Below are 18,738 nucleotides of genomic sequence, written 5' to 3' on the forward strand. Positions count from 1 at the left end.
CGCGGGAGGCCAGCGGGGGCCGGCTGGCGTACGACGCCGACGGCGCGCTTGCCGCCCGGGGGCGGGTGCACGAGCCGCTGCTGGAGCGGCTGCTGGCCGACCCGTACTACGCGCGCCCCGCGCCGAAGACGACGGGCAAGGAGCTGTTCCACCCCGGCTATCTGCGGGCTCGGGCTGCCGGCTCGCCGGCCGGCGTCTCCACCGAGGACGTCCTCGCCACCCTCACCGAACTGACCGCCCGCACGATCGCGGACGCCGTAGGGTCGGTGTCCGCCACCGAGGTCGTCGCCTCCGGCGGCGGCACCCGGAACCCCACGCTCATGCGGGCCCTCGCCGCCGCACTCCCTGGCATCCCGGTGCGCGTCTCCGACGATCTGGGCCTCCCCTCGGCCGCCAAGGAGGCGTACGCCTTCGCCGTCCTGGGCTTCCTCACCCTGCACGGCCTCGCCGGAACGGACCCCGCCAGCACGGGCGCCCGCCATCCGAGCGTCCTGGGCTCGCTGACCCCCGGCCGCGACGGACTGAGCTTGCCCGCGCGGCCGGAACAGGCGCCCGTACGGCTGGAACTGGAGTGACCCGGGAACCCGGTCAGTACGCCCGGTGGTACGGCTGCGGGACGTACGGCTCGTCACCGAGTTCGCGGGCGGCGTGCAGCGCGAAGCAGGGGTCGCGGAGCAGCTCGCGGCCGAGCATGACGGCGTCGGCCTGCCCGTCGGCGACGATCTTCTCGGCCTGGCGTGCCTCCGTGATGAGCCCCACCGCGGAGACCGGCAGGCCGGTCTCACGGCGCACCCGCTCGGCGAAGGGCACCTGGTAACCGGGGCCGGTCTCGATGCGGGCGCGGGGCGCGATGCCGCCGGAGGACACGTCGATCAGGTCGATACCCCGGTGGCCGAGGTCGGCGGCGAGCCGGACGGTGTCGTCCACGGTCCAGCCCGTACGGTCGTCGCTCTCGTCCTCGGTGAGCCAGTCGGTGGCCGAGACCCGGAAGAACAGGGGGAGTTCGTCCGGCCACACCTCGCGGACCGCCTCCGCCACCCGCAGCGCGAACCGGGCCCGCCCCTCGTAGGAGCCGCCGTAGGCGTCGGTGCGGTGGTTGGCGTACGGGGAGAGGAACTGGTGGACCAGGTAGCCGTGCGCCCCGTGGATCTCGGCGACCTCGAAGCCCGCCGCGAGCGCACGCCGGGCGGTGGCGGCGAACTCCTCGACGATCGCGTCGATCTGGGCGGTGGTCAGCTCGGCCGGGGTGGTGTACCCGTCGTCGAAGGGGAGCGCGCTGGCGGACACGGGCCGCCAGCCGTAGCCGTTACCGGGGGCGATCGGGGCGCCCCGGTCCACCCAGGTCCGCTCGGTGGACGCCTTGCGTCCGGCGTGCGCGATCTGGATGCCGGGGACGGTGCCCTGGGACTTGAGGAAGCGGGTGATACGCGCGAACGCGGCCTGCTGGGTGTCGTTCCACAGCCCCAGGTCGTACGGGCTGATACGGCCCTGTGGGCTGACGGCGGTGGCCTCGGTGAGGATCAGGCCGGTGCCGCCCGCCGCGCGTGCCGCGAGGTGCTGGAAGTGCCAGTCGTTCGGCGCACCGGTCTCCGGGCCCTCGGGGGCGGCCGAGTACTGGCACATCGGCGCCATCCACAGACGGTTCCGCACGGTCAGCGAACGGAGGGACAGCGGTTCGAACAGGACGCTCACGCGGGGCTCCCCTGGGTCGTGGGTCGGCATGGCGGCCCGCCGTGCCGGATGCGGGCCGACTCGGGTAACACCGTGCAGGGGCCACGGATTCCCTGATGCCTCTTCAACTCAGAACGCGTACCGCACCCGCAGCCAGGGCGCGTGCGCCGCGACCAGCTCGGTCACCCGCTGTACGCCCTCGCGTTTGACGTCGTTGCGGTACCGCACGTTCAGCGCCCCGTTCTCCGAGCGCTTGGCCTGCTGGATCTCCGGGCGCCACAGCACGTCCTCGGCGCGCGGGTGCCAGCGCAGGTTCACGTCGTGCAGCTGGCGGTTGTGCGTCAGCATGATGACCTCGGCCGCCGCCTGCGCCTTCACCCGCGCGGGCAGTACGTCGTCGAGGTGGCGCAGCAAATCCGCCCAGTCCTCCTCCCAGCCGGGGCGCAGGACGACGGGGGAGAGGTTGAAGTGCACCTCGTAGCCGGCGTCCAGGAAGTCCCCGGCGGCGGCGATCCGTTCGGCCACCGGGCTGGTCCGCACGTCCAGCAGCCGGGAGTCGCCGGGCGGCATCACCGAGAAGCGGATACGGGTCGAGCCGCGCGGGTCCAGGGCGAGCAGGTCCCGGTTGACGTACTTGGTGGCGAAGGAGGCCATCGCGGTGGGCCACCGCCGGAAGGCCGCGATGAGGTCGGCGGTGTTGTCGCTGATCAGCGCGTCCACCGAGCAGTCGCCGTTCTCCCCGGTGTCGTACACCCAGCGCTCCTCGTCGCACTGCGTGGGCTCCTGCTTCGGGCCGAGCGAGGTGATGTGCCGGTCCAGGGCGTCGACGACCTCCCCGATGTTGGTGAAGACGGTGATCGGGTTGGCGTACCCCTTGCGGCGCGGGACGTAGCAGTACGCGCAGGACATGGCGCAGCCGTTGGAGGCGCCGGGGGCGATCCAGTCCGCCGAGCGTCCGTTGGGCCGTACCGTCAGTGACTTGCGCACGCCGAGGACCAGCGTCTGCCGCTTGACCCGCACCCAGCGGTCCGCGTTGCCCTCGTTGCCGTGCAGGTGGGGGATGTTCCAGTGCGAACCGACCTCCAGCACGCGCGCCCCGGGGAAGCGGGCGATGACCTGCCGGCCGCGTGCGGACAGGGCGGCGGCGGGCTCGGCGTAGATCTCCCGCACGTCGAACAGCCGGGACACGTGCTCGGGGGTCTCGTCCGGCGCCGGGTCCTCGCCGTGGTCCTCTGCGCCCAGCAGCTCGGTCAGTCCGAAGAGGGCGTCCGGGTCGCCGGGGGCGGGGGAGGAGGAGGGGGACACGGCGGCTCCAGCGGTACGGGGTGTGCGGGGGCGAGGAGTGACGGCTCGGTCCCCTCCCAGCATCTCACTCCGGTGGCGCTGTCCCCTCTGCCCGCGCGGGCGTGCGTCAGCGGTCGGTGGTGGCGCCGAGGGAGCCGTCGCGCCGGGTGGTCGAGAGGAGCGCGGCGATGATGCCGTCTCTGGTCCTCGGGGCAAGGCGGTTGCTGGTGACCAGTGTCAGGGGGATGGAGGGGAGCGGGGGAAGGGAGTTGATCGTCAGCAGACCCGGCTCGCTCGGCCGGGCCTGCGGGAGAGCCGTTATGCCCCCGGTGGCTTTGACGGCGGAAAGGAGACCGACCAGGTCGGCGCATTCCCGGACCAGCGATCCGCCCGCCGCCGCTTCGGACGCCAGGATGTGGTCCCGGACGGTGCAGGGCGCGGTGAAGGTGACCAGCGCGCCCGTGTCCGGAGCGCGGTCCCCCGGGCCGACCCAGGTGAGGGGAAGATCGGTGATGTGCCGGGTGCCATGGCCGAGGTCCCCGATGCCCAGTGCCACGTCCGCCGAGTGGTCGTGCACGAACTCGCGCACGCGGGCGCTGCGGTGGAAGCGGAAACGGACGGGCCGGTCCGGGTGGTCGCGGGAGAGGACGCGCGCGACCGCGCGCAGCAGCGCCTCGGTGGCGTGCTCGGTGGAGACGACCAGCAGCTCCCCGCTCGAGGGGCCCAGCAGCCGGTGCAGCGCGTCGTCGTGCTCACCGAGCAGCCGGTACGCCTCCCGCAGTACGTCCTCGCCCCGCGAGGTGAAGGCGATGTTCCGGCCCTGCCGAGTCACGACGGGAAAACCCAGCTCCGCCTCCAGGCGGCGCAGATGACCGCTCACTCCCGCCTGGGACAGGTGCAGGGCCTCGGCGGCCCGGCGGACCCCGCCGAAGGAAGCCACACTGACCAGGCTGCGCAGGCAGGTGATGTCGAGGGTCGCCATGCCTCATTGTCACCGGTGGACGACGTACGGCAGGAGGATCGTTCACGAATCACGATCGGTCACGCACATCGGCCGGTGCCGGTGCTGAGGTCGGAGCATGTTCCAGCGACTCCTCCCGGCCCTGACCGTCCTGCTCTACGCCCTCGGCTATCCCCTCGGCGCCCTCACCCTCGGCCATGTCACACCGTTCCTCCTGATCCTGCTGCGCTTTGTGATCAGTGCCGTGCTGATGTGGACCGTCGTGGCCGTCCGGCGGACGCCGCTGCCGCGCGGACGGGTGCTCGCCCGAACGGTCGCCGGCGGGCTGCTGGTGCAGGGGGTGCAGTTCCTCGGTCTCTACTGGGGCATGGCTCATGGGGTGGGGCCGGGCGTCGCGGCCCTGGTGATCGCGATGAACCCCGTCGCCACCGCCGTCCTCGCCCGGCTGCTGCTGGGACGGCGCGAGAACTCCCGGGGACTCGTCGCGCTCGCCCTCGGCACGGTGGGGGTGGTCGCGGCCTGCCTGCCGCGGCTGCTGGCCGACCCGTCCGTCGGGCCGGGGCTGATCACCGTCCTGATCGCGCTCGGCGGTCTGTCCGGTGGCTCGCTCCTCCAGGAGCGGAGGCTGCAGGCGGTCGACCCCTTCGTGTTCACCGCGATCGGTGTCACGGTTTCCGTGCTTCCGGCCGCCGCGCTGGCCCTCGGTACCCCGCAGCACATCACCGACCCCCTGCCCGCCACCGCCCTGCTCCTGCTGCTCGTGCTCGCCAGCGCGGTGGGCATGGTCTGCTACGCGGCCTGCGTGCGGAGCAGGGGAGCGCGGGGGGCGTCGATCCTGTTCGCCCTCATCCCGGCGGTCTCCGTGCTCGCGACCCGGGGCCTGCAGGGCACGCCCCTCGACGTGACCACGGCCGTCGCCCTCGCCTGTGGCGCACTGGCCTGTGTCGCCCAGGGCCGGTCGGCGCGGCCCACGTCCGGCACGCCGGGCCGGAGCGGGCGGGGCACCGGCCGAGCGGCCACCGTGCCGGAACGAGTGCGCTGAAAAGCGAGGCCGCTCACCGCGCCCCGGCTCCGTCCGCTTCCGGTCGAGTTGCTGGGGCCCGCCGATGCGAGAAGGTGAGGAGGTACGTCCGGGAAGGGAGCCTGCGGTGGCGAGCGATCCCATAGATGATGCCGCGGTGCTGAACGCGCTCTTCGGCAACTCTCCCCAAGGGCTGTTCGTCTTCGACACCGAGCGGAAGGTCATGCGCTACAACCCGTCCGGACGAGGGGTGCGGAAGCTGGCCCCCGAGGACGTGGTCGGACACGACATCGAGGACTTCGCGCCCGGTGTGATGTCGGCCGAGCTGAGGTCCCTGATGGACGAGGTGCTGGCCAGTGGCGTGCCGCTGCGGCGCATGCTGATCCGGGGGAAGTCGCCGTCCGACCCGGACCGGACGCTGACGGTGGAGGTGTCCCTCTTCCCGTTGCCCGACTCGGGCAGCGGGTCTCCCGGCCTGGTGGCCGTGGTCGAGGACGTGACCGAGAGGCAGGCCGCGGCGGACCGGCTCGCCGTCCTGAGCAAGGTGCACTCGACCGTGGGTTCCACGCTGGACGCGCGGACCACGGCCGACGAGCTGGTGCGGGGCCTGGTCCCGGCGTTCGCCGACGGGGCGAGCGTCGACCTGCTGGACGAAGGCCTCGCGTCCGGCCCCCTGTCGTCCGGGGTGCCGCTGCGCCGGATCTCCTTCGCCCCGGCGGACGCCGTCACCGCCCGGAAGGAGGGAGACAGCCGTCCCTTCCCCTACCCCACGCCGTACACGCAGGCCCTCAACGACACCGAGGCCCGGATCGTCACGGTGACGCCGGACGCGCCGTGGCTGGCAGCCGACCCGGACATGTTCGAGCCGCTGCTCAAGGCGAACGTGCGCTCCATGATCGTCGTACCGCTCAGGGTGCGGGACACCGTGCTCGGGCTGCTCACCCTGTACCGGCACCGGACCGAACCCTTCGAGGAGGCCGACCTCGACGTGGCCCGGCAGGTGGCCACCACCACCGCCGCCCACCTGGACAACGCGCGCAGCTACCGCCGCGAGCACATGGTGGCCTCCACCTTGCAGCGCAAGCTCCAGCCCAGCACCACTCCGCGCCTGTCGGCGGTGGAGACCGCGCACATGTATCTGCCCGAGAGCGCGGGCGGCGACTGGTACGACGTCATCCCCCTCTCCGGAGCGCGCGTCGCCCTCGTCGTCGGCGATGTCGCCGGGCACGGCATCGAGGCGGCGGCCACGATGGGCCAGCTCCGTATCGCCCTGCGCACCCTCGCGCTCAAAGACCTGGAGACCGACGAGCTGCTGACCCACCTGGACGAGGTCGCCTCACAGCTCGCCGAACCCTCGCACGCCTATGTGGCGACCTGCGCGGTCACCGTCTACAACCCCGTCTCCCGCCGCTGCGCCATGGTGCGGGCGGGACACCCGGCCCCGGTGATCGTCGACCCCGCCGGCTCGCCCGTCCACGTGGACGTACCGCTCGGGCCACCGCTGGGCGCGGGCGGCGGACGGGTCTTCACCCCGGCCCTGATCGACCTGCCCGCCGGGACCCTGATCGCCCACTACACCAACGGTCTCCTCGGCGCCCACGCCCACGACCCGGCCGCCGCCCGGCGCCGGCTCGCCCAGACCCTCGCCTCGCCGGCCCGGCCCCTGCGGGAACTGAGCGACGACGCCGTGTACCGCATGGCGCCCTCCCGCGACGACGACGCCGTCCTCCTGCTCGCCCGCACCCACACCCTGGCCAAGGAGAACGTCGCGGACTGGACGCTGCCCGCCGAGCCGTCCGTGGTGAGCACGGCACGGCGGCTCGTCGGCCAGCAGCTCGCCGTCTGGCACCTGGAGGGGGCGGCCTACACCACCGGGCTGATCGTCAGCGAACTCGTCACCAACGCCATCCGCTACGGCGCCGGGCCCATCCAGCTGCGCCTCATCCACGACAGCGGCCGGCTGCTGGCCGAGGTCACCGACGCCAACAGCACCAGCCCCCACCTGCGCCACGCCCGCGAGAGCGACGAGGGCGGACGTGGCCTGTACATCGTCATGCGCCTCAGCACCCATTGGGGCGTCCGGCACAGCCAGCAGGACAAGACGATCTGGTCCGAGCAGCGGCTCGGCGGGGAACCGGACGCGGCCGGGTTCGAGGCGTTCGACGTGGCCGAGGTGGAGGAACTCTCCTGAGCGCCCCTGTCAGGCCGACCGGCGCACGTACGCCGTCCAGGTCACGCCCGCGCACACCACGTACGCGGCGACGAACGCGACGTACGCCCCGTCGCCGTTCCCGACCGCGAGGAACGACTCGCGGAAGGCGATGTTGACCAGCACCCCGCCGAAGGCGCCGACCGCGCCCGCGAAGCCGATCAACGCCGAGGCGCGGGCCTCGCCCTCGGGGACGGTGCGGCACAGGGTCGGGATCATCTTGTACGTCGAGCCGTTGCCCAGGCCGCTGAGGACGAACAGCACGGTGAACGCGGTCACGAACAGGGGGAGGGAGTGGGCGCGGGAGGCGGCCAGCGCCAGCAGTGCGCCGCCCGCCATCGCGGCGAAGACCGCCAGGCTCACCCGTGCCCCGCCGAACCGGTCGGCGAGCCGGCCGCCCACCGGGCGTACGAGCGAGCCGAGCAGCGGGCCGAGGAAGGTCAGGTACGCGGCGCTGACCGGAGTGGCGAACTCGTCCGCGAACTGCACCTGGAGCACCTGCCCGAAGGCGAACGAGAAGCCGATGAACGAGCCGAACGTGCCCACGTACAACAGCGAGATCAGCCAGGTGTGCCGCCACCTGAGCAGCACCCCCCACCGGCCGGGCGGCCGGGGCACGCGCAGGTCGTCCATCCGCAGGTAGGCGCACACGGCGGCGGTGACGACCAGCGGTACGTACAGCAGCACCAGGAGCCGGGGATGCCCGGCGCCGACCGTGGCGAGGACCGCGAGGCCCGCCAACTGCACCGCCGGGACGCCGAGGTTGCCCCCGCCCGCGTTGACGCCGAGGGCCCAGCCCTTGAGGGCCTGCGGGTAGTACGCGTTGATGTTCGCCATTGAGGAGGCGAAGTTGCCGCCGCCGACCCCGGCCAGGCAGGCGGTGAGCAGCAGGGTGCCGTACGAGGTGCCGGGCTCCAGGACCACGGCGGTCGCCACGGTGGGGACGAGCAGGAACAGCGCGCTGACCACCGTCCAGGTACGGCCGCCGAAGACGGCGACTGCGCGGGCGTACGGCACCCGCAGCAGCGCGCCGAGCGCGGTGGGCAGGGCGGTCAGCAGGAACTTGCCGGCCGGGTCGACGCCGTACTCCGGGCCGAGGAACAGCACGAGGACCGACCAGAGGCTCCAGACAGAGAAGCCGACGTGTTCGGCGGCGACGGACCACAGCAGGTTGCGGCGGGCGATCCCGGCGCCGCCCGCCTGCCAGAAGGCGGGGTCCTCGGGGTGCCAGTCGGTGAGTTCGCGGCGGCGGCCGGGGAGCAGCCGGCGCAGGGCCGGGGCCGCTTCCTGGACGCCGGGGGAACCGGTGGGGTGGGTCACGGGCATGCGGGGCCGCCTTCCGGGGGAGTGGTGCGCACCGGCCACACGGGCAGCCGGGCGGGCGTGCCGTCGGGAGCGGTGGGCTCGTCGAGACAGGTGCCGGTGCGCAGGTCGAAGACCTGCTTGTACATGGGCGAGGCGACGACGCGTGTGGTGCCCCGGCTGCCGAGCAGGCCGCGGGAGATGACCTGGGCGCCGCTGAACGGATCACGGTTGCCCACGGCGTGCAGAGCGCCCTCCCGGTCGCGGAAGAGGGCGACCTGCTCCTCGCCCAGCAGTACGGCCACGCCCCGGCCGGGGACGAGGTCGGCGTACCTCAGGACGGGCACCCAGCGGGCGCCGTGCCGGACCTCGACGAGGATGTCCGTCATCGGCCGGCCTCCTGGGCCGTGACGAGGACCAGCTCCCGCAGCGGACGCCCGTTCTCGCCGGGCCGGGCGGGGCGAATCTGGTCGCGCTCGGGCACGAAGGTGACCGTCGGGTCGGGTACGTCCGGGGCGTTGGCGAAGGAGGTGAAGCGGCGCAGCCGGTCGGGGTCGTCCAGGACGGCGGCCCACTCGTCCGCGTAGCCGGAGACATGGCGGGCCATCTGGGCGTCGAGCTCGGCGGCGATGCCCAGCGCGTCGTCCAGGACGACGGCCCGCAGATGGTCCAGGCCGCCTTCGAGGCGCTCCAGCCAGGGTGCGGTGCGTTCCAGCCGGTCGGCGGTGCGGATGTAGAACATCAGGAACCGGTCGACGGTGCGGATCAGGGTCGCCTTGTCCAGGTCGGTGGCGAGCAGGTCGGCGTGGCGGGGGGTGGTGCCGCCGTTGCCGCCCACGTAGAGGTTCCAGCCGGTAGCGGTGGCGATGATCCCGAAGTCCTTGGACTGGGCCTCCGCGCACTCGCGGGCGCACCCGGAGACGGCGGACTTCAGCTTGTGCGGGGCGCGCAATCCCCGGTAGCGCAACTCCAGTTCGATGGCGAGCGAGGTGGAGTCCTGCACGCCGTAGCGGCACCAGGTCTGCCCGACGCAGGACTTCACGGTGCGCAGCGACTTGCCGTAGGCGTGCCCGGACTCGAAGCCGGCGTCGACCAGGCGGCGCCATACGGCGGGGAGCTGGTCGACCCGGGCACCGAAGAGATCGATGCGCTGACCTCCGGTGATCTTGGTGTAGAGGCCGAAGTCGCGGGCCACCTCACCGATGACGATGAGCTTCTCCGGGGTGATCTCACCGCCGGGGACGCGTGGAACGACCGAATAGGAGCCGTTGCGCTGGAGGTTGGCGAGGTGGTGGTCGTTGGTGTCCTGGAGGGCCGCCTGTTCGCCGTCCAGGACATGGCCGTTGCCGAGGCTGGCCAGGATGGAGGCGACCACGGGCTTGCAGACGTCACAGCCGTCGCCGGTGCCGTGGCTGTCGAGGAGAGTGGTGAAGTCGGTGATGCCCCGGACGCGGACGATCTCGTAGAGCTCGGCGCGGGTGTGGGCGAAGTGCTCGCACAGGTCGCGGGAGACCTCGGTGCCGGAGGCGGCGAGTTCGTCCCGGACCACCGTGGCGAGGGTCTTCAGACAACTGCCGCAGCCCGTACCGGCCTTGGTGCACTTCTTGACCTCGGCGACGTCGGTGAGCCCCTGTTCCCGTACGGCGGCGCGGATGGCACCCCCGGTGACGTGGTGACAGGAGCAGAGCACCGCCTCGTCTGGCAGCTGTGGTGTGACGGCGCCACCTCGGGCGGCGGGCAGTACCAATTGCTCCGGCGGCACGGTCAGCGGCTTTCCGGCGAGTGCGAGGGGGCGGAGTACGCCGTACGCCTCGGTGTCGCCCACCAGGACACCGCCGAGGAGAGAGCCGTCGGTGCCGATGACGAGCTTCTTGTAGACGCCGGAGCGGCTGTCGGTGAAGGTGACGTCGAGCGCGCCCTCCGCGGTGCCGTGCGGGTCGCCGAAGCTGGCCACGTCGACGCCGAGCAGCTTGAGCTTGGTGGAGAGGTCGGCGCCTCGGAACACGGCCTTCACCCGGCACAGTTGGCGGGCCGCTGTCTCGGCCATCGCGTAGCCGGGAGCGACCAGGCCGTACACCCGGCCGTCCACCGCCCGGGCGCATTCCCCGATGGCCCACACCTGCGGGTCGGCGGTACGGCAGGCGGTGTCGACGATGATGCCGCCGCGCTCGCCCACGGGCAGGCCGCAGTCGCGCGCCAGTTGATCACGGGCGCGTACCCCGGCCGAGAACACCACGAGATCCGCGGGGAGTTCGGTGCCGTCCGACAGCCGCACCGCGCGAACACGTCCGTGGGGGCCCGCCTCCACTGCGGAGGTGCCCGCGCCGGTGTGCACGCGTACGCCCAACTCCTCGATCTTGCGGCGCAGTACCGCTCCACCGCCCTCGTCCACCTGGAGGGCCATCAGCCGGGGGGCGAACTCCACCACGTGCGTGTCCAGTCCGAGGGCGCGCAGGGCACCCGCCGCCTCCAGGCCGAGCAGCCCGCCGCCGACGACGATCCCGGTACGGGCCCGGGCCGCGTCCGCGCGGATGGCGCGGACGTCCTCGAGCGTGCGGTACACATGGCAGCCGGGGGTGTCGTGACCGGGCACGGGCGGCACGAAGGGGTACGAGCCGGTGGCCAGGACAAGCGCGTCGTAGCGCAGGACGCGCCCGGAGGCGCTGGTGACGGTGTGGGCGGCGCGATCGACGGCGGTCGCGGGGTCACCGAGGTGGAGGGTGATGCCGTGCCGTTCCGTGAATCCGGCGGGCACCAGGCTGAGTTCCTCGGCGGTCGTGCCGGAGAACCAGCTCGTCAGGTGGACGCGGTCGTAGGCCGGCCGGGGCTCCTCCGCGAGGACGGTGACATGCCAGGCGTCGGCGCCGGGCTGCTCGCACAGCGCCTCCAGGAAGCGCTGGCCGACCATGCCGTGGCCGACGAGCACCAGCTCCTTCGGGGGCCGGGTGGTGGGGGCGGTCATGGGCGGGACTCCTCAGTGGCTCGGACGGACAGCGGGGCGGTGAGCAGGGACAACGGGTCGGGTCCGACGGGCCGGCCGGTGAGATGGGCACGGGTGAGCGTGCCCGCGGTGGCGAGATCGCCGACGAGGACCGCGCCGACGATCCGGTCCCCGCGCAGCACGAGCTTCTTGTAGGCCCCTCGGGTGGCGTCCCCGATGCGCAGCACGTCGGCGCCCTCCTCGGCCGCGTCATCGCACGCCCCGAACGCGGCGTACTCCACGGGGCCCGCGGTGAGCCGGGTCATGGGCGGGGAGCCGGTGTAGCGCGCCTCGGGGTCGGCCCCCGAGAGGCGGGCGGCGAGCACGTCGGCCTGTTCCCAGGCGGTCGTGGCCAGGGCGTACGGCGCGGCCCGGTGCTCGGCGCAGTCCCCGATGGCGTAGGTGTGCGGAGCGCAGGCGAGGGTGTCGTCGACGAGGATGCCGTGCCGTACGGGCAGTCCGGCAGCGCGGGCGAGGTCGGTGCGGGGGCGGACTCCGCAGGTGGCGACGACGAGGTCGGCGCTCGTCGGGGTGACGCCGCCGCCCGGCGTGGAGGCCAGGTGGACGGTGACGCCGAGGCGGCCCAGTGTGGTGTGCAGGGCGTTGCCGGCCTGGCTGTCGAGGTGGCGGTCGATCAGGTGGGGGCCCTTGTGGACGAGGTGCACAGGCAGACCCCGGGCGGCGAGGGCGCGGGCTGTGCCGACGCCCAGTACGCCGCCGCCGATCACCACGGCGCGGGTGGCGGTGTCGGCCTGCCGGGAGATTCGGGTGACATCGGCGAGGGAGCGCAGCGTGTGTGCACCTTCGGTACCTGCCCGTACGGGCTCGGCACCCGTGGCCAGGACCAGTTCGTCGTACGTCTCGCGGCTCCCGTCGGCGAGCGTGAGCATCCGGCCCCGGACGTCGACGGCCACCACCTCGGTCCCGGTGCGCACGCGCGCGACCCCGGTCGGCAGAGCCGGCGCGCCGGCCCGGTACCGCCCGGCGAGGACATCGGCCAAGAGCGCCCTGTTGTAGGGCGGTTCGGGCTCGGCCCCGTACAGGACCGTCTCCGTACGCCCGGCATGCGCCTGAAGCTGCTGGGCCAGGCGTGCGGCGGCCATTCCGGCGCCGACCACGGCGACGCGGCGGGACCTCACGCGCCGGCCGCCACCGGCTCGGCGGGTGCGCAGACCCGGGGGAGTACCGCCTTCTCCACCCGCACCGCGCACACCTTGAACTCCGGCATCCGGGAGACCGGGTCGAGCGCCGGGTTGGTGAGCAGGTTCGCGCGTCCCCCGCCGGGCCAGTGGAACGGCATGAACACCGTGTCCGGCCGGATGGCCGCGGTGAGGCGGGCCGGGGCGGTGACGGTGCCCCGGCGGCTGGTGACCGTGATCAACTCGTCCTCCTGAATGTCGAGTTGAGCGGCGAGACCGGGATGCAGCTCCACGTACGGACCGGGTGCGGCGGCGGTCAGCTCCGGCACCCGGCGGGTCTGCGCGCCGCTCTGGTAGTGGGTGACGGTCCGTCCCGTGGTCAGGTACAGCGGATACGTGTCGTCGGGCTCCTCGGCGGCGGGCCGGTGGGAAGGCGCGGTGAAGCGGGCGCGGCCGTCGGGGTGGGCGAAACGGTCCAGGAAGAGGCGCGAGGTACCGGGGTGCTCGGGCGAGGGGCAGGGCCAGAAGACGCCGTCCTCGGCCGCGATCCGGTCGTAGGAGATGCCGGAGTAGTCCGCGGGCGCCCCGGCGGTGGCCCGGCGCAGCTCGGCGAAGACCTCCTCGGGGGCGTCGGGGAACCCTGTCGCGTGGCCCAGACGCCGGGCCAGCTCGTGCAGTACGGCCAGGTCGCTGCGGACCCCGGCCGGCGGGGTGACGGCGGCGCGGCGGAGCAGCACGCGGCCCTCCAGGCTGGTGAGGGTGCCGGTCTCCTCGGCCCACTGGGTCACCGGCAGGACGACGTCGGCCAGCAGAGCCGTCTCGGACAGCACCACGTCGCACACCGCGAGGTGGTCCAGCGCGGTCAGCCGCCGGGTGATGCGGGCGGCGTCCGGCGCGGAGACGACCGGGTTGGACCCCATGACCAGCAGCGTGCGCACCCCGCCGGGCCGGCCGAGGGAGTCCAGCAGCTCGTACGCCGACGGCCCGGAGTGCGGCAGGGCGCCGGGGTCCACGCCCCAGAGGGCGGCGATGTGCGCCCGCGCCTCCGGGTCCTCCAGCGAGCGGTAGCCGGGGAGCTGGTCCGCCTTCTGCCCGTGCTCGCGGCCGCCCTGGCCGTTGCCCTGCCCGGTGAGGCACCCGTAGCCGCTCAGCGGGCGTCCGGCCCGGCCGGTGGCCAGGCACAGGTCGATCCAGGCGCCGACGGTCGCGGTGCCCTTGCTCTGCTGCTCGGGCCCGCGCGCGGTGAGCACCATGGCGTGCGGGGTGCGGGTGAACAGGGTCATCGCTTGCCGGAGCCGGGGTACGGGCACACCGGTCAGCGCCTCCACCCGCTCGGGCCAGTGGGCCATGGCGGCGGCGCGGGCGTCGGCCCAGCCGGTCGTGCGGTTCGCGATGAACTCCTCGTCCAAGTGACCGTCGGCGATGGCGAGATGGAGCAGCCCGAGGGCCAGGGCCAGGTCGGTGCCGGGGAGGGGCTGGAGATGGAGGTCGGCCAGCTCGGCGGTACGGGTCCGGCGCGGGTCGACGACGACCAAGGTGCCGCCGTTCTCCCGTAGTTCGCGCAGGTAGCGCACGGCGGGCGGCATCGTCTCGGCGGGGTTGGCGCCGACCAGGACCACGCAGCCGGTTCGGGCCACGTCCGCGAGCGGGAAGGGCAGACCCCGGTCCAGGCCGAAGGCGGCACGGGAGGCGGCGGCAGCCGAAGACATGCAGAAGCGGCCGTTGTAGTCGATCGAGCGGGTGCGCAGCGCGACACGGGCGAACTTGCCGAGCAGGTAGACCTTTTCGTTGGTCAGGCCGCCACCGCCGAACACCCCCACCGCGTCCGGCCCTTGAGCCGCCGCAGTGGCCTTCATCGCCCCGGCGACCCGGTCCAGCGCCTCCTCCCACGACGCTGCACGCAGCCCGTCCGCGTCCCGCACCAGGGGCGCGGTCAGTCGTACGCCGGGTGCCAGCAGCGCGGCCGAGGTCTGCCCCTTCCCGCACAACGCGCCCCGGTTCACCGGGAACTCGTCGCGTCCGGTGACCTCGGGCAGCCCTCCGGCGGGACTCGGGCTCAGGCGCATGCCGCACTGGAGGGAGCAGTAGGGGCAGTGGGTGTCGGTCATGGCAACGAGGCTGGCCCGCCGCCGTTTCCGCCGAAGCTCAGCCGCGTTGCCCGTGCGGTACGGGACGCGCACAGGCCCGGCGGAGCGGTGTGCGGGAGAGGACATCTTCCGTAACACGGACGCCCGGTGCGGTAACCGGGACGTGACCGGTGGGCAACGGCCGCGACATCGCGCCCCCGCAGCCTCGGGGCATGAAGGCCGGTACCAGGGAGACGGCCGCCGAACTCACCGGATTCACGGTCGGTGTCACGGCGGCACGCAGGCGTGAGGAGCTGACGGCGCTGCTGCGCCGGCGCGGGGCGCGGGTGATGGAGGCGCCCGCGCTGCGCATCGTGCCGCTGGAGGACGACGCGGCACTGCGGGCGGCCACCGAGCGGTGCCTCGCGGCCCCGCTGGACTACGTGGTCGCGACCACCGGCGTCGGCTGGCGCGGCTGGATGAGCGCCGCCGAGGGCTGGGGGTACGGCGCCGCCCTCACCGCCGCCTGCCGCGAGGCGGAGGTGCTCTCACGCGGCCCGAAGGCGACGGGCGCGGTTCGGGCCTGCGGCACGACCGAGACGTACTCGCCCGCCTCTGAGGCGGTCGACGAACTGCGCACCTGGCTGCTCGCACGGGATCTGCGGGGGCGGCGGGTCGCGGTGCAGGAGCACGGGGCGCCACTGCCGGGGCTGGCCTCGGCGCTGCGGGAACGGGGCGCGGAGGTGGTGGAGGTCCCGGTGTACCGCTGGGCGCCGCCCCAGGACCCCGAGCCGGTGCGCCGGCTGGCCGAGGCCACGGCGCGCGGCGAGGTGCACGCGCTGCTGTTCACCTCCGCGCCGGCCATCACCTCCTTCCTGGAGCACGCGGAGGCGGCGGGCAAGTACGAGACCGTCCTCGAACGGCTGCGTACGGACGTGCTCCCCCTGTGCGTCGGCGCGGTGTGCGCCCGCCCGTTGCTGGAGGTGGACGCCGGGCCGGTGTGGCCCGAGCGAGGCAGACTGGGAGCGATGGTCCACCTCCTCACCGCCACGCTCCCCTCCCGCGACCGCCACCTCGTCCCGGCCGGTGACCGGACCCTGGTCCTCCAGGGCAACGCGCTGCTCCTCGGCGACGACGCCCCGGCGGAAGCGGTGTGGCTGACACCGGGCTCGGCACGCGTGCTCCGGGCCCTCGCCGAACGCCCCGGCTGGGTGGTCGGCCGCCCCGAACTGCTGCGCCGGGTATGGCCGGGCCGCGGTGCGGACGAGCACGCGGTCGAGGCGGCGGTGACGCGTCTGCGCGCGGCCCTCGGCCCCTACGCGAGCCTGATCCGCACGGTCCCCAAGCGCGGCTACCGCCTGGCGACCGAGCCCGTCGGAGACACCCGGTGAACGCCATCCTGCTGGCCGTCGCCCACGGCACCCGCGACCCGGAGGGCGTCCGCACGGTACTCGCCCTGCTGGACGAGGTCCGCCGCCTGCGCCCCGGCCTACGGGTCGAGCCGGCCTGGCTGGGCCTGGTGGAACCCTCGGTGCCCGAGGCGCTGTCCACGCTCCCCGGCCCGGTGATCGCCGTCCCCCTCCTCCTGGCCAGCGGCTACCACGTACGCGCCGACATCCCGGCCCTCCTCGCTGACGCGGACCCCGGAACGGTCCGGGTCACCCCGGCCCTGGGCCCGTCCCCCCTGCTGGCCCACGCCCTCGCGTCCCGCCTGACCGAAGCGGGCCGCCCACCGGACGCGTCCCCCGTGGTCCTCGCCGCCACGGGCTCCTCCGATCTCCGCGCCAGAGCGGACACGACGGAGTCGGCCCGCCTCCTGGCCCTCCACCTGAACGCCCCGGTATCGGTCGCCTACGCCTCCGGCGAGGGCCCGACCCCCGCCGAAGCGATCTCCGCCTGGCACGCAACCGGCCACCCCGACGTCTCCCTCGCCACCCACCTCCTGGCCCCGGGCCACTTCGCCCACACCCTGACCCGAACCCCCGCCCGCTGGACCTCGTCCCCTCTCGGCACGCATCCGTCGGTGGCCGAACTGGTGCTGCGGCGGTACGACGAGGCAGCGGTCCTGCGTACAGGGGCGAACGGTCCGGCCCGGGTTTACTAAGAGCCCCGACACGTCGCCGAAGGCGAGGGGGCTCCGGACGGGCGGGGTGCGCCGCTGTCGCCGCGCGCCCCGGCGGTGGCCCTGTCTGCCGCTCCGGCCGCGTCTACGCGGCGGGGGTGAGTTCGGCGTGGCCGAACAGCAGTGCGTAGCCGGGCGAAAGCTGGTGAAGGATGCGGGTCAGCAGGTCGGGGCCGGCGTAGGCCGCGACGGCGCAGAAGACGGAGCCGGTGTCCCAGCGGGTGGTGGCCAAGGAGGCGCCGGTGCGGGCGGCGAGGTCTTTGACGAAGGCCCAGCCGGTCAGCGGCTGGGTGTCGGGGATCTGGGCGGTGAGGATGCGGGCGGCTTCGAGGGGGAGCCGGGCGGCCAGTTCGACGCGTTCGTCGCCGGTCAGCTGACGTCCCAGTCCCGCGAGGACGAGGCGGACGGCTTCCTCGGCCCTCTCACGGGTGGGGTAGGCGCCGTCGTAGCGGACCTTTTCCAGCAAGTGCTCGTACGCCCCGCCGTAGGGCTGCTGAAGCGGCACGCTCTGGTCGGACATCACTGCGGTGGGTTGCCTTTCTGTCACCAGGGTCGTGGTGGCCGGTGCGCGGTCACCAGGGGTGGACGGTCAGGTGGGCTGGGGGCGGCCGAAGAGCAGGTCGTAGCCCGCGGGGAGCTGGAGCAGGATCTGTCCGAGGAGGTCGTCGTCGGCGGCGTCGGCGACCGTCGACAGGACGGCGCTGACGTCCCAGGCGGCGGTGTGTTCGGTGGCTCCTTCGATCCAGGCCGCGGTCGCGCGCACGAACCGCTCCGGTGACAGCGGCTCGGCGCTCTGCAGCGGGTTGAGCAGGATCAGGGCGAAGCCCTCCGGCAGACGCGCCGCCAGCTGCGCGCGTATCTCGCCGACCAGGTGTGCGCCCAGCAGGGCGAGCACCACGCGGGCCGCGCGTTCGGCTTCCTGCAGCGTGCCGTACTCGCCGCGTTCTTTCACCTGGTCGAGGAACGCTTCGCGCCGCACAGTCATGCCGGCCGCCGCCCTTCTTCGGTTCGCTGGGGGAGGCGGAGGACGGGCGAGGGGGAGATCGGATGGATGCCCGTCCGCCGCCGCTGTTCAGCCCTCATCGGGTCCGGCTCAGCCGGAGATCTCCTTGCGGCCGCTTCCGACGCCGATCGCGATCTTGCGGGGCTTGGCGCGCTCGGTGATCGGGATGCGCAGGGTGAGCACGCCCGCGTCGTAGTCGGCCTGGATGTGCTCGGTGTCCAGTGTGTCGGCGAGCACGATCTGGCGGGAGAAGACGCCCAGGGGCCGTTCCGACAGCTCCATCTGCACGTCGTCGGCCTTCGCCACGGGCCGGCGCTCGGCCTTGACGGTCAGCATGTTGCGTTCGACGTCGATGTCGATGCCTTCGGGGCTGACGCCGGGGAGGTCGAAGGCCACCACGTACTCGTCGCCCTCGCGGTAGGCGTCCATGGGCATCGGGGACGGCCGGGACCAAGTGGCCGGGCCCAGCAGCTGCTGGGTCAGCCTGTCCAGCTCACGGAAGGGGTCAGTGCGCATCAACATGGGAAAACACCTCCAGGAAGGTCTCGGCAGTGGCTGCCAATGCGCCTCACTGACACCGTTGTAACATGTCATCCAATGGATGACAAACGCAGTGTCGTCCGACCGATGACATGAGGGAGGTGGCCATGACCCAGGCCGACCAGCCGGCATCGTCCAGCGCCGACACACCGAGCCCGGCGTCGTTCCTCGCCGCCGCGGCGGCCCTGCACGCCATAGACGACGCCCTGCAGACCGCCCGGCACGAGATGGGTGGTACTGCCGAGACGCAGGACGTCGGCCCGGAGCGGGCGCTGGCCTCCCTTCTGCTGCTGAGGCAGGTACGCGAGCAACTCGCCGGATGGGAAACCGGCCTGATCGAAACCGCCCGCCAGGCGGGCGCCAGCTGGGCGGACCTCGCTCACCCCCTCGGCGTCGCCAGCCGCCAGGCCGCCGAACGCCGCTACCTGCGCGGCCGTCCC

Annotated in this window: 16 protein-coding genes and 1 pseudogene; 6 read left to right on the plus strand and 11 right to left on the minus strand. The window is 73.4% G+C overall.

What is annotated here, in order from left to right:
* Positions 1–575: anhydro-N-acetylmuramic acid kinase (locus GT030_RS24975; RefSeq protein ID WP_202460531.1), on the plus strand; the 575-nt coding region annotated here is incomplete at its 5' end.
* Positions 576–588: 13 nt separating this feature from the next.
* On the opposite strand, the gene GT030_RS24980 is transcribed toward GT030_RS24975, so the two are convergent.
* From GT030_RS24980 to GT030_RS24990, 3 genes are all read right to left on the minus strand, one after another.
* A complete protein-coding gene (locus GT030_RS24980; RefSeq protein ID WP_161203028.1) occupies positions 589–1,692 on the minus strand; it encodes an NADH:flavin oxidoreductase/NADH oxidase in 1,104 nt (367 codons plus the stop codon).
* A 108-nt stretch (positions 1,693–1,800) separates the two neighbouring features.
* Entirely contained in the window at positions 1,801–2,913 is a 1,113-nt protein-coding gene (locus GT030_RS24985) for a spore photoproduct lyase family protein (protein WP_237522799.1), read from the minus strand.
* A gap of 169 nt (positions 2,914–3,082) precedes the next feature.
* Positions 3,083–3,937 carry a LysR family transcriptional regulator gene (locus tag GT030_RS24990; protein WP_161203029.1) on the minus strand — a complete coding sequence of 285 codons (855 nt, stop codon included), beginning with the start codon at positions 3,935–3,937 and terminating at the stop codon, positions 3,083–3,085.
* 97 nt (positions 3,938–4,034) lie between these two features.
* Between GT030_RS24990 and GT030_RS24995 the strand changes: the two genes are divergently transcribed.
* Both GT030_RS24995 and GT030_RS25000 read left to right on the plus strand, forming a co-directional pair.
* Positions 4,035–4,958: a DMT family transporter gene (locus GT030_RS24995; protein ID WP_161203030.1), complete on the plus strand. Its 924-nt coding sequence runs from the start codon at positions 4,035–4,037 to the stop codon at positions 4,956–4,958.
* A 106-nt stretch (positions 4,959–5,064) separates the two neighbouring features.
* On the plus strand, positions 5,065–7,128 hold the full coding sequence (locus GT030_RS25000) for a SpoIIE family protein phosphatase (protein ID WP_161203031.1): 2,064 nt from the start codon (positions 5,065–5,067) through the stop codon (positions 7,126–7,128).
* Positions 7,129–7,137: 9 nt separating this feature from the next.
* Here the strand turns inward: GT030_RS25000 and GT030_RS25005 are convergent, their stop codons facing one another.
* The 5 genes from GT030_RS25005 to GT030_RS25025 are packed head-to-tail and all read right to left on the minus strand — an operon-like array spanning position 7,138 to position 14,675.
* Complete coding sequence (locus GT030_RS25005) at positions 7,138–8,472, minus strand: nitrate/nitrite transporter (RefSeq protein ID WP_161203032.1); 1,335 nt, start codon at positions 8,470–8,472, stop codon at positions 7,138–7,140.
* Positions 8,463–8,837, minus strand: a complete 375-nt coding sequence (locus tag GT030_RS25010) for a nitrite reductase (NAD(P)H) small subunit (RefSeq protein WP_161203033.1) — start codon at positions 8,835–8,837, stop codon at positions 8,463–8,465. The genes GT030_RS25005 and GT030_RS25010 overlap by 10 nt, the downstream gene beginning before the upstream one ends.
* The gene (gene nirB, locus GT030_RS25015) at positions 8,834–11,410 is read right to left on the minus strand and encodes a nitrite reductase large subunit NirB (RefSeq protein ID WP_161203034.1); all 2,577 of its coding nucleotides are present in this window, start codon (positions 11,408–11,410) and stop codon (positions 8,834–8,836) included. The genes GT030_RS25010 and nirB overlap by 4 nt, the downstream gene beginning before the upstream one ends.
* Positions 11,407–12,567, minus strand: a complete 1,161-nt coding sequence (locus GT030_RS25020; protein WP_346009739.1) for an FAD-dependent oxidoreductase — start codon at positions 12,565–12,567, stop codon at positions 11,407–11,409. Before GT030_RS25020 ends, nirB begins: the two co-directional genes overlap by 4 nt.
* Positions 12,564–14,675 (minus strand): molybdopterin oxidoreductase family protein, encoded by a 2,112-nt coding sequence (locus GT030_RS25025; RefSeq protein ID WP_161203035.1) that lies wholly within the window; start codon positions 14,673–14,675, stop codon positions 12,564–12,566. Before GT030_RS25025 ends, GT030_RS25020 begins: the two co-directional genes overlap by 4 nt.
* Positions 14,676–14,866: 191 nt before the next feature.
* Between GT030_RS25025 and GT030_RS25030 the strand changes: the two genes are divergently transcribed.
* Together GT030_RS25030 and GT030_RS25035 are read left to right on the plus strand one after the other, a co-directional pair.
* On the plus strand, positions 14,867–16,024 hold the full coding sequence (locus tag GT030_RS25030; RefSeq protein ID WP_161203036.1) for a uroporphyrinogen-III synthase: 1,158 nt from the start codon (positions 14,867–14,869) through the stop codon (positions 16,022–16,024).
* Positions 16,021–16,737: a sirohydrochlorin chelatase gene (locus GT030_RS25035; protein WP_161203037.1), complete on the plus strand. Its 717-nt coding sequence runs from the start codon at positions 16,021–16,023 to the stop codon at positions 16,735–16,737. The genes GT030_RS25030 and GT030_RS25035 overlap by 4 nt, the downstream gene beginning before the upstream one ends.
* A gap of 103 nt (positions 16,738–16,840) precedes the next feature.
* Here GT030_RS25035 and GT030_RS25040 read toward each other — a convergent pair whose 3' ends face one another.
* The 3 genes from GT030_RS25040 to GT030_RS25050 all read right to left on the minus strand — a co-directional run bounded on the left by GT030_RS25040 (position 16,841) and on the right by GT030_RS25050 (position 18,280).
* A complete protein-coding gene (locus tag GT030_RS25040; protein ID WP_161203042.1) occupies positions 16,841–17,278 on the minus strand; it encodes a DUF2267 domain-containing protein in 438 nt (145 codons plus the stop codon).
* Between the two features lie 66 nt (positions 17,279–17,344).
* Positions 17,345–17,740, minus strand: a complete 396-nt coding sequence (locus tag GT030_RS25045; protein ID WP_161203038.1) for a DUF2267 domain-containing protein — start codon at positions 17,738–17,740, stop codon at positions 17,345–17,347.
* A gap of 108 nt (positions 17,741–17,848) precedes the next feature.
* The gene (locus GT030_RS25050) at positions 17,849–18,280 is read right to left on the minus strand and encodes an Hsp20/alpha crystallin family protein (protein ID WP_161203039.1); all 432 of its coding nucleotides are present in this window, start codon (positions 18,278–18,280) and stop codon (positions 17,849–17,851) included.
* A gap of 125 nt (positions 18,281–18,405) precedes the next feature.
* Between GT030_RS25050 and GT030_RS25055 the strand changes: the two are divergent.
* A pseudogene (locus GT030_RS25055) lies at positions 18,406–18,738 on the plus strand (type III effector protein); the annotation flags it as partial.

Source organism: Streptomyces sp. SID1328, from assembly GCF_009865595.1.
Lineage (GTDB): Bacteria > Actinomycetota > Actinomycetes > Streptomycetales > Streptomycetaceae > Streptomyces > Streptomyces griseoluteus.

Coding starts and splice junctions, on each gene's coding strand:
- GT030_RS24990 (WP_161203029.1), bottom strand. CDS start 3,937: ATGGCGACCCTCGACATCACCTGCCTGCGCAGCCTGGTCAGTGTGGCT.
- GT030_RS24995 (WP_161203030.1), top strand. CDS start 4,035: ATGTTCCAGCGACTCCTCCCGGCCCTGACCGTCCTGCTCTACGCCCTC.
- GT030_RS25005 (WP_161203032.1), bottom strand. CDS start 8,472: ATGCCCGTGACCCACCCCACCGGTTCCCCCGGCGTCCAGGAAGCGGCC.
- GT030_RS25010 (WP_161203033.1), bottom strand. CDS start 8,837: ATGACGGACATCCTCGTCGAGGTCCGGCACGGCGCCCGCTGGGTGCCC.
- nirB (WP_161203034.1), bottom strand. CDS start 11,410: ATGACCGCCCCCACCACCCGGCCCCCGAAGGAGCTGGTGCTCGTCGGC.
- GT030_RS25025 (WP_161203035.1), bottom strand. CDS start 14,675: ATGACCGACACCCACTGCCCCTACTGCTCCCTCCAGTGCGGCATGCGC.
- GT030_RS25030 (WP_161203036.1), top strand. CDS start 14,867: ATGAAGGCCGGTACCAGGGAGACGGCCGCCGAACTCACCGGATTCACG.
- GT030_RS25045 (WP_161203038.1), bottom strand. CDS start 17,740: ATGACTGTGCGGCGCGAAGCGTTCCTCGACCAGGTGAAAGAACGCGGC.
- GT030_RS25050 (WP_161203039.1), bottom strand. CDS start 18,280: ATGTTGATGCGCACTGACCCCTTCCGTGAGCTGGACAGGCTGACCCAG.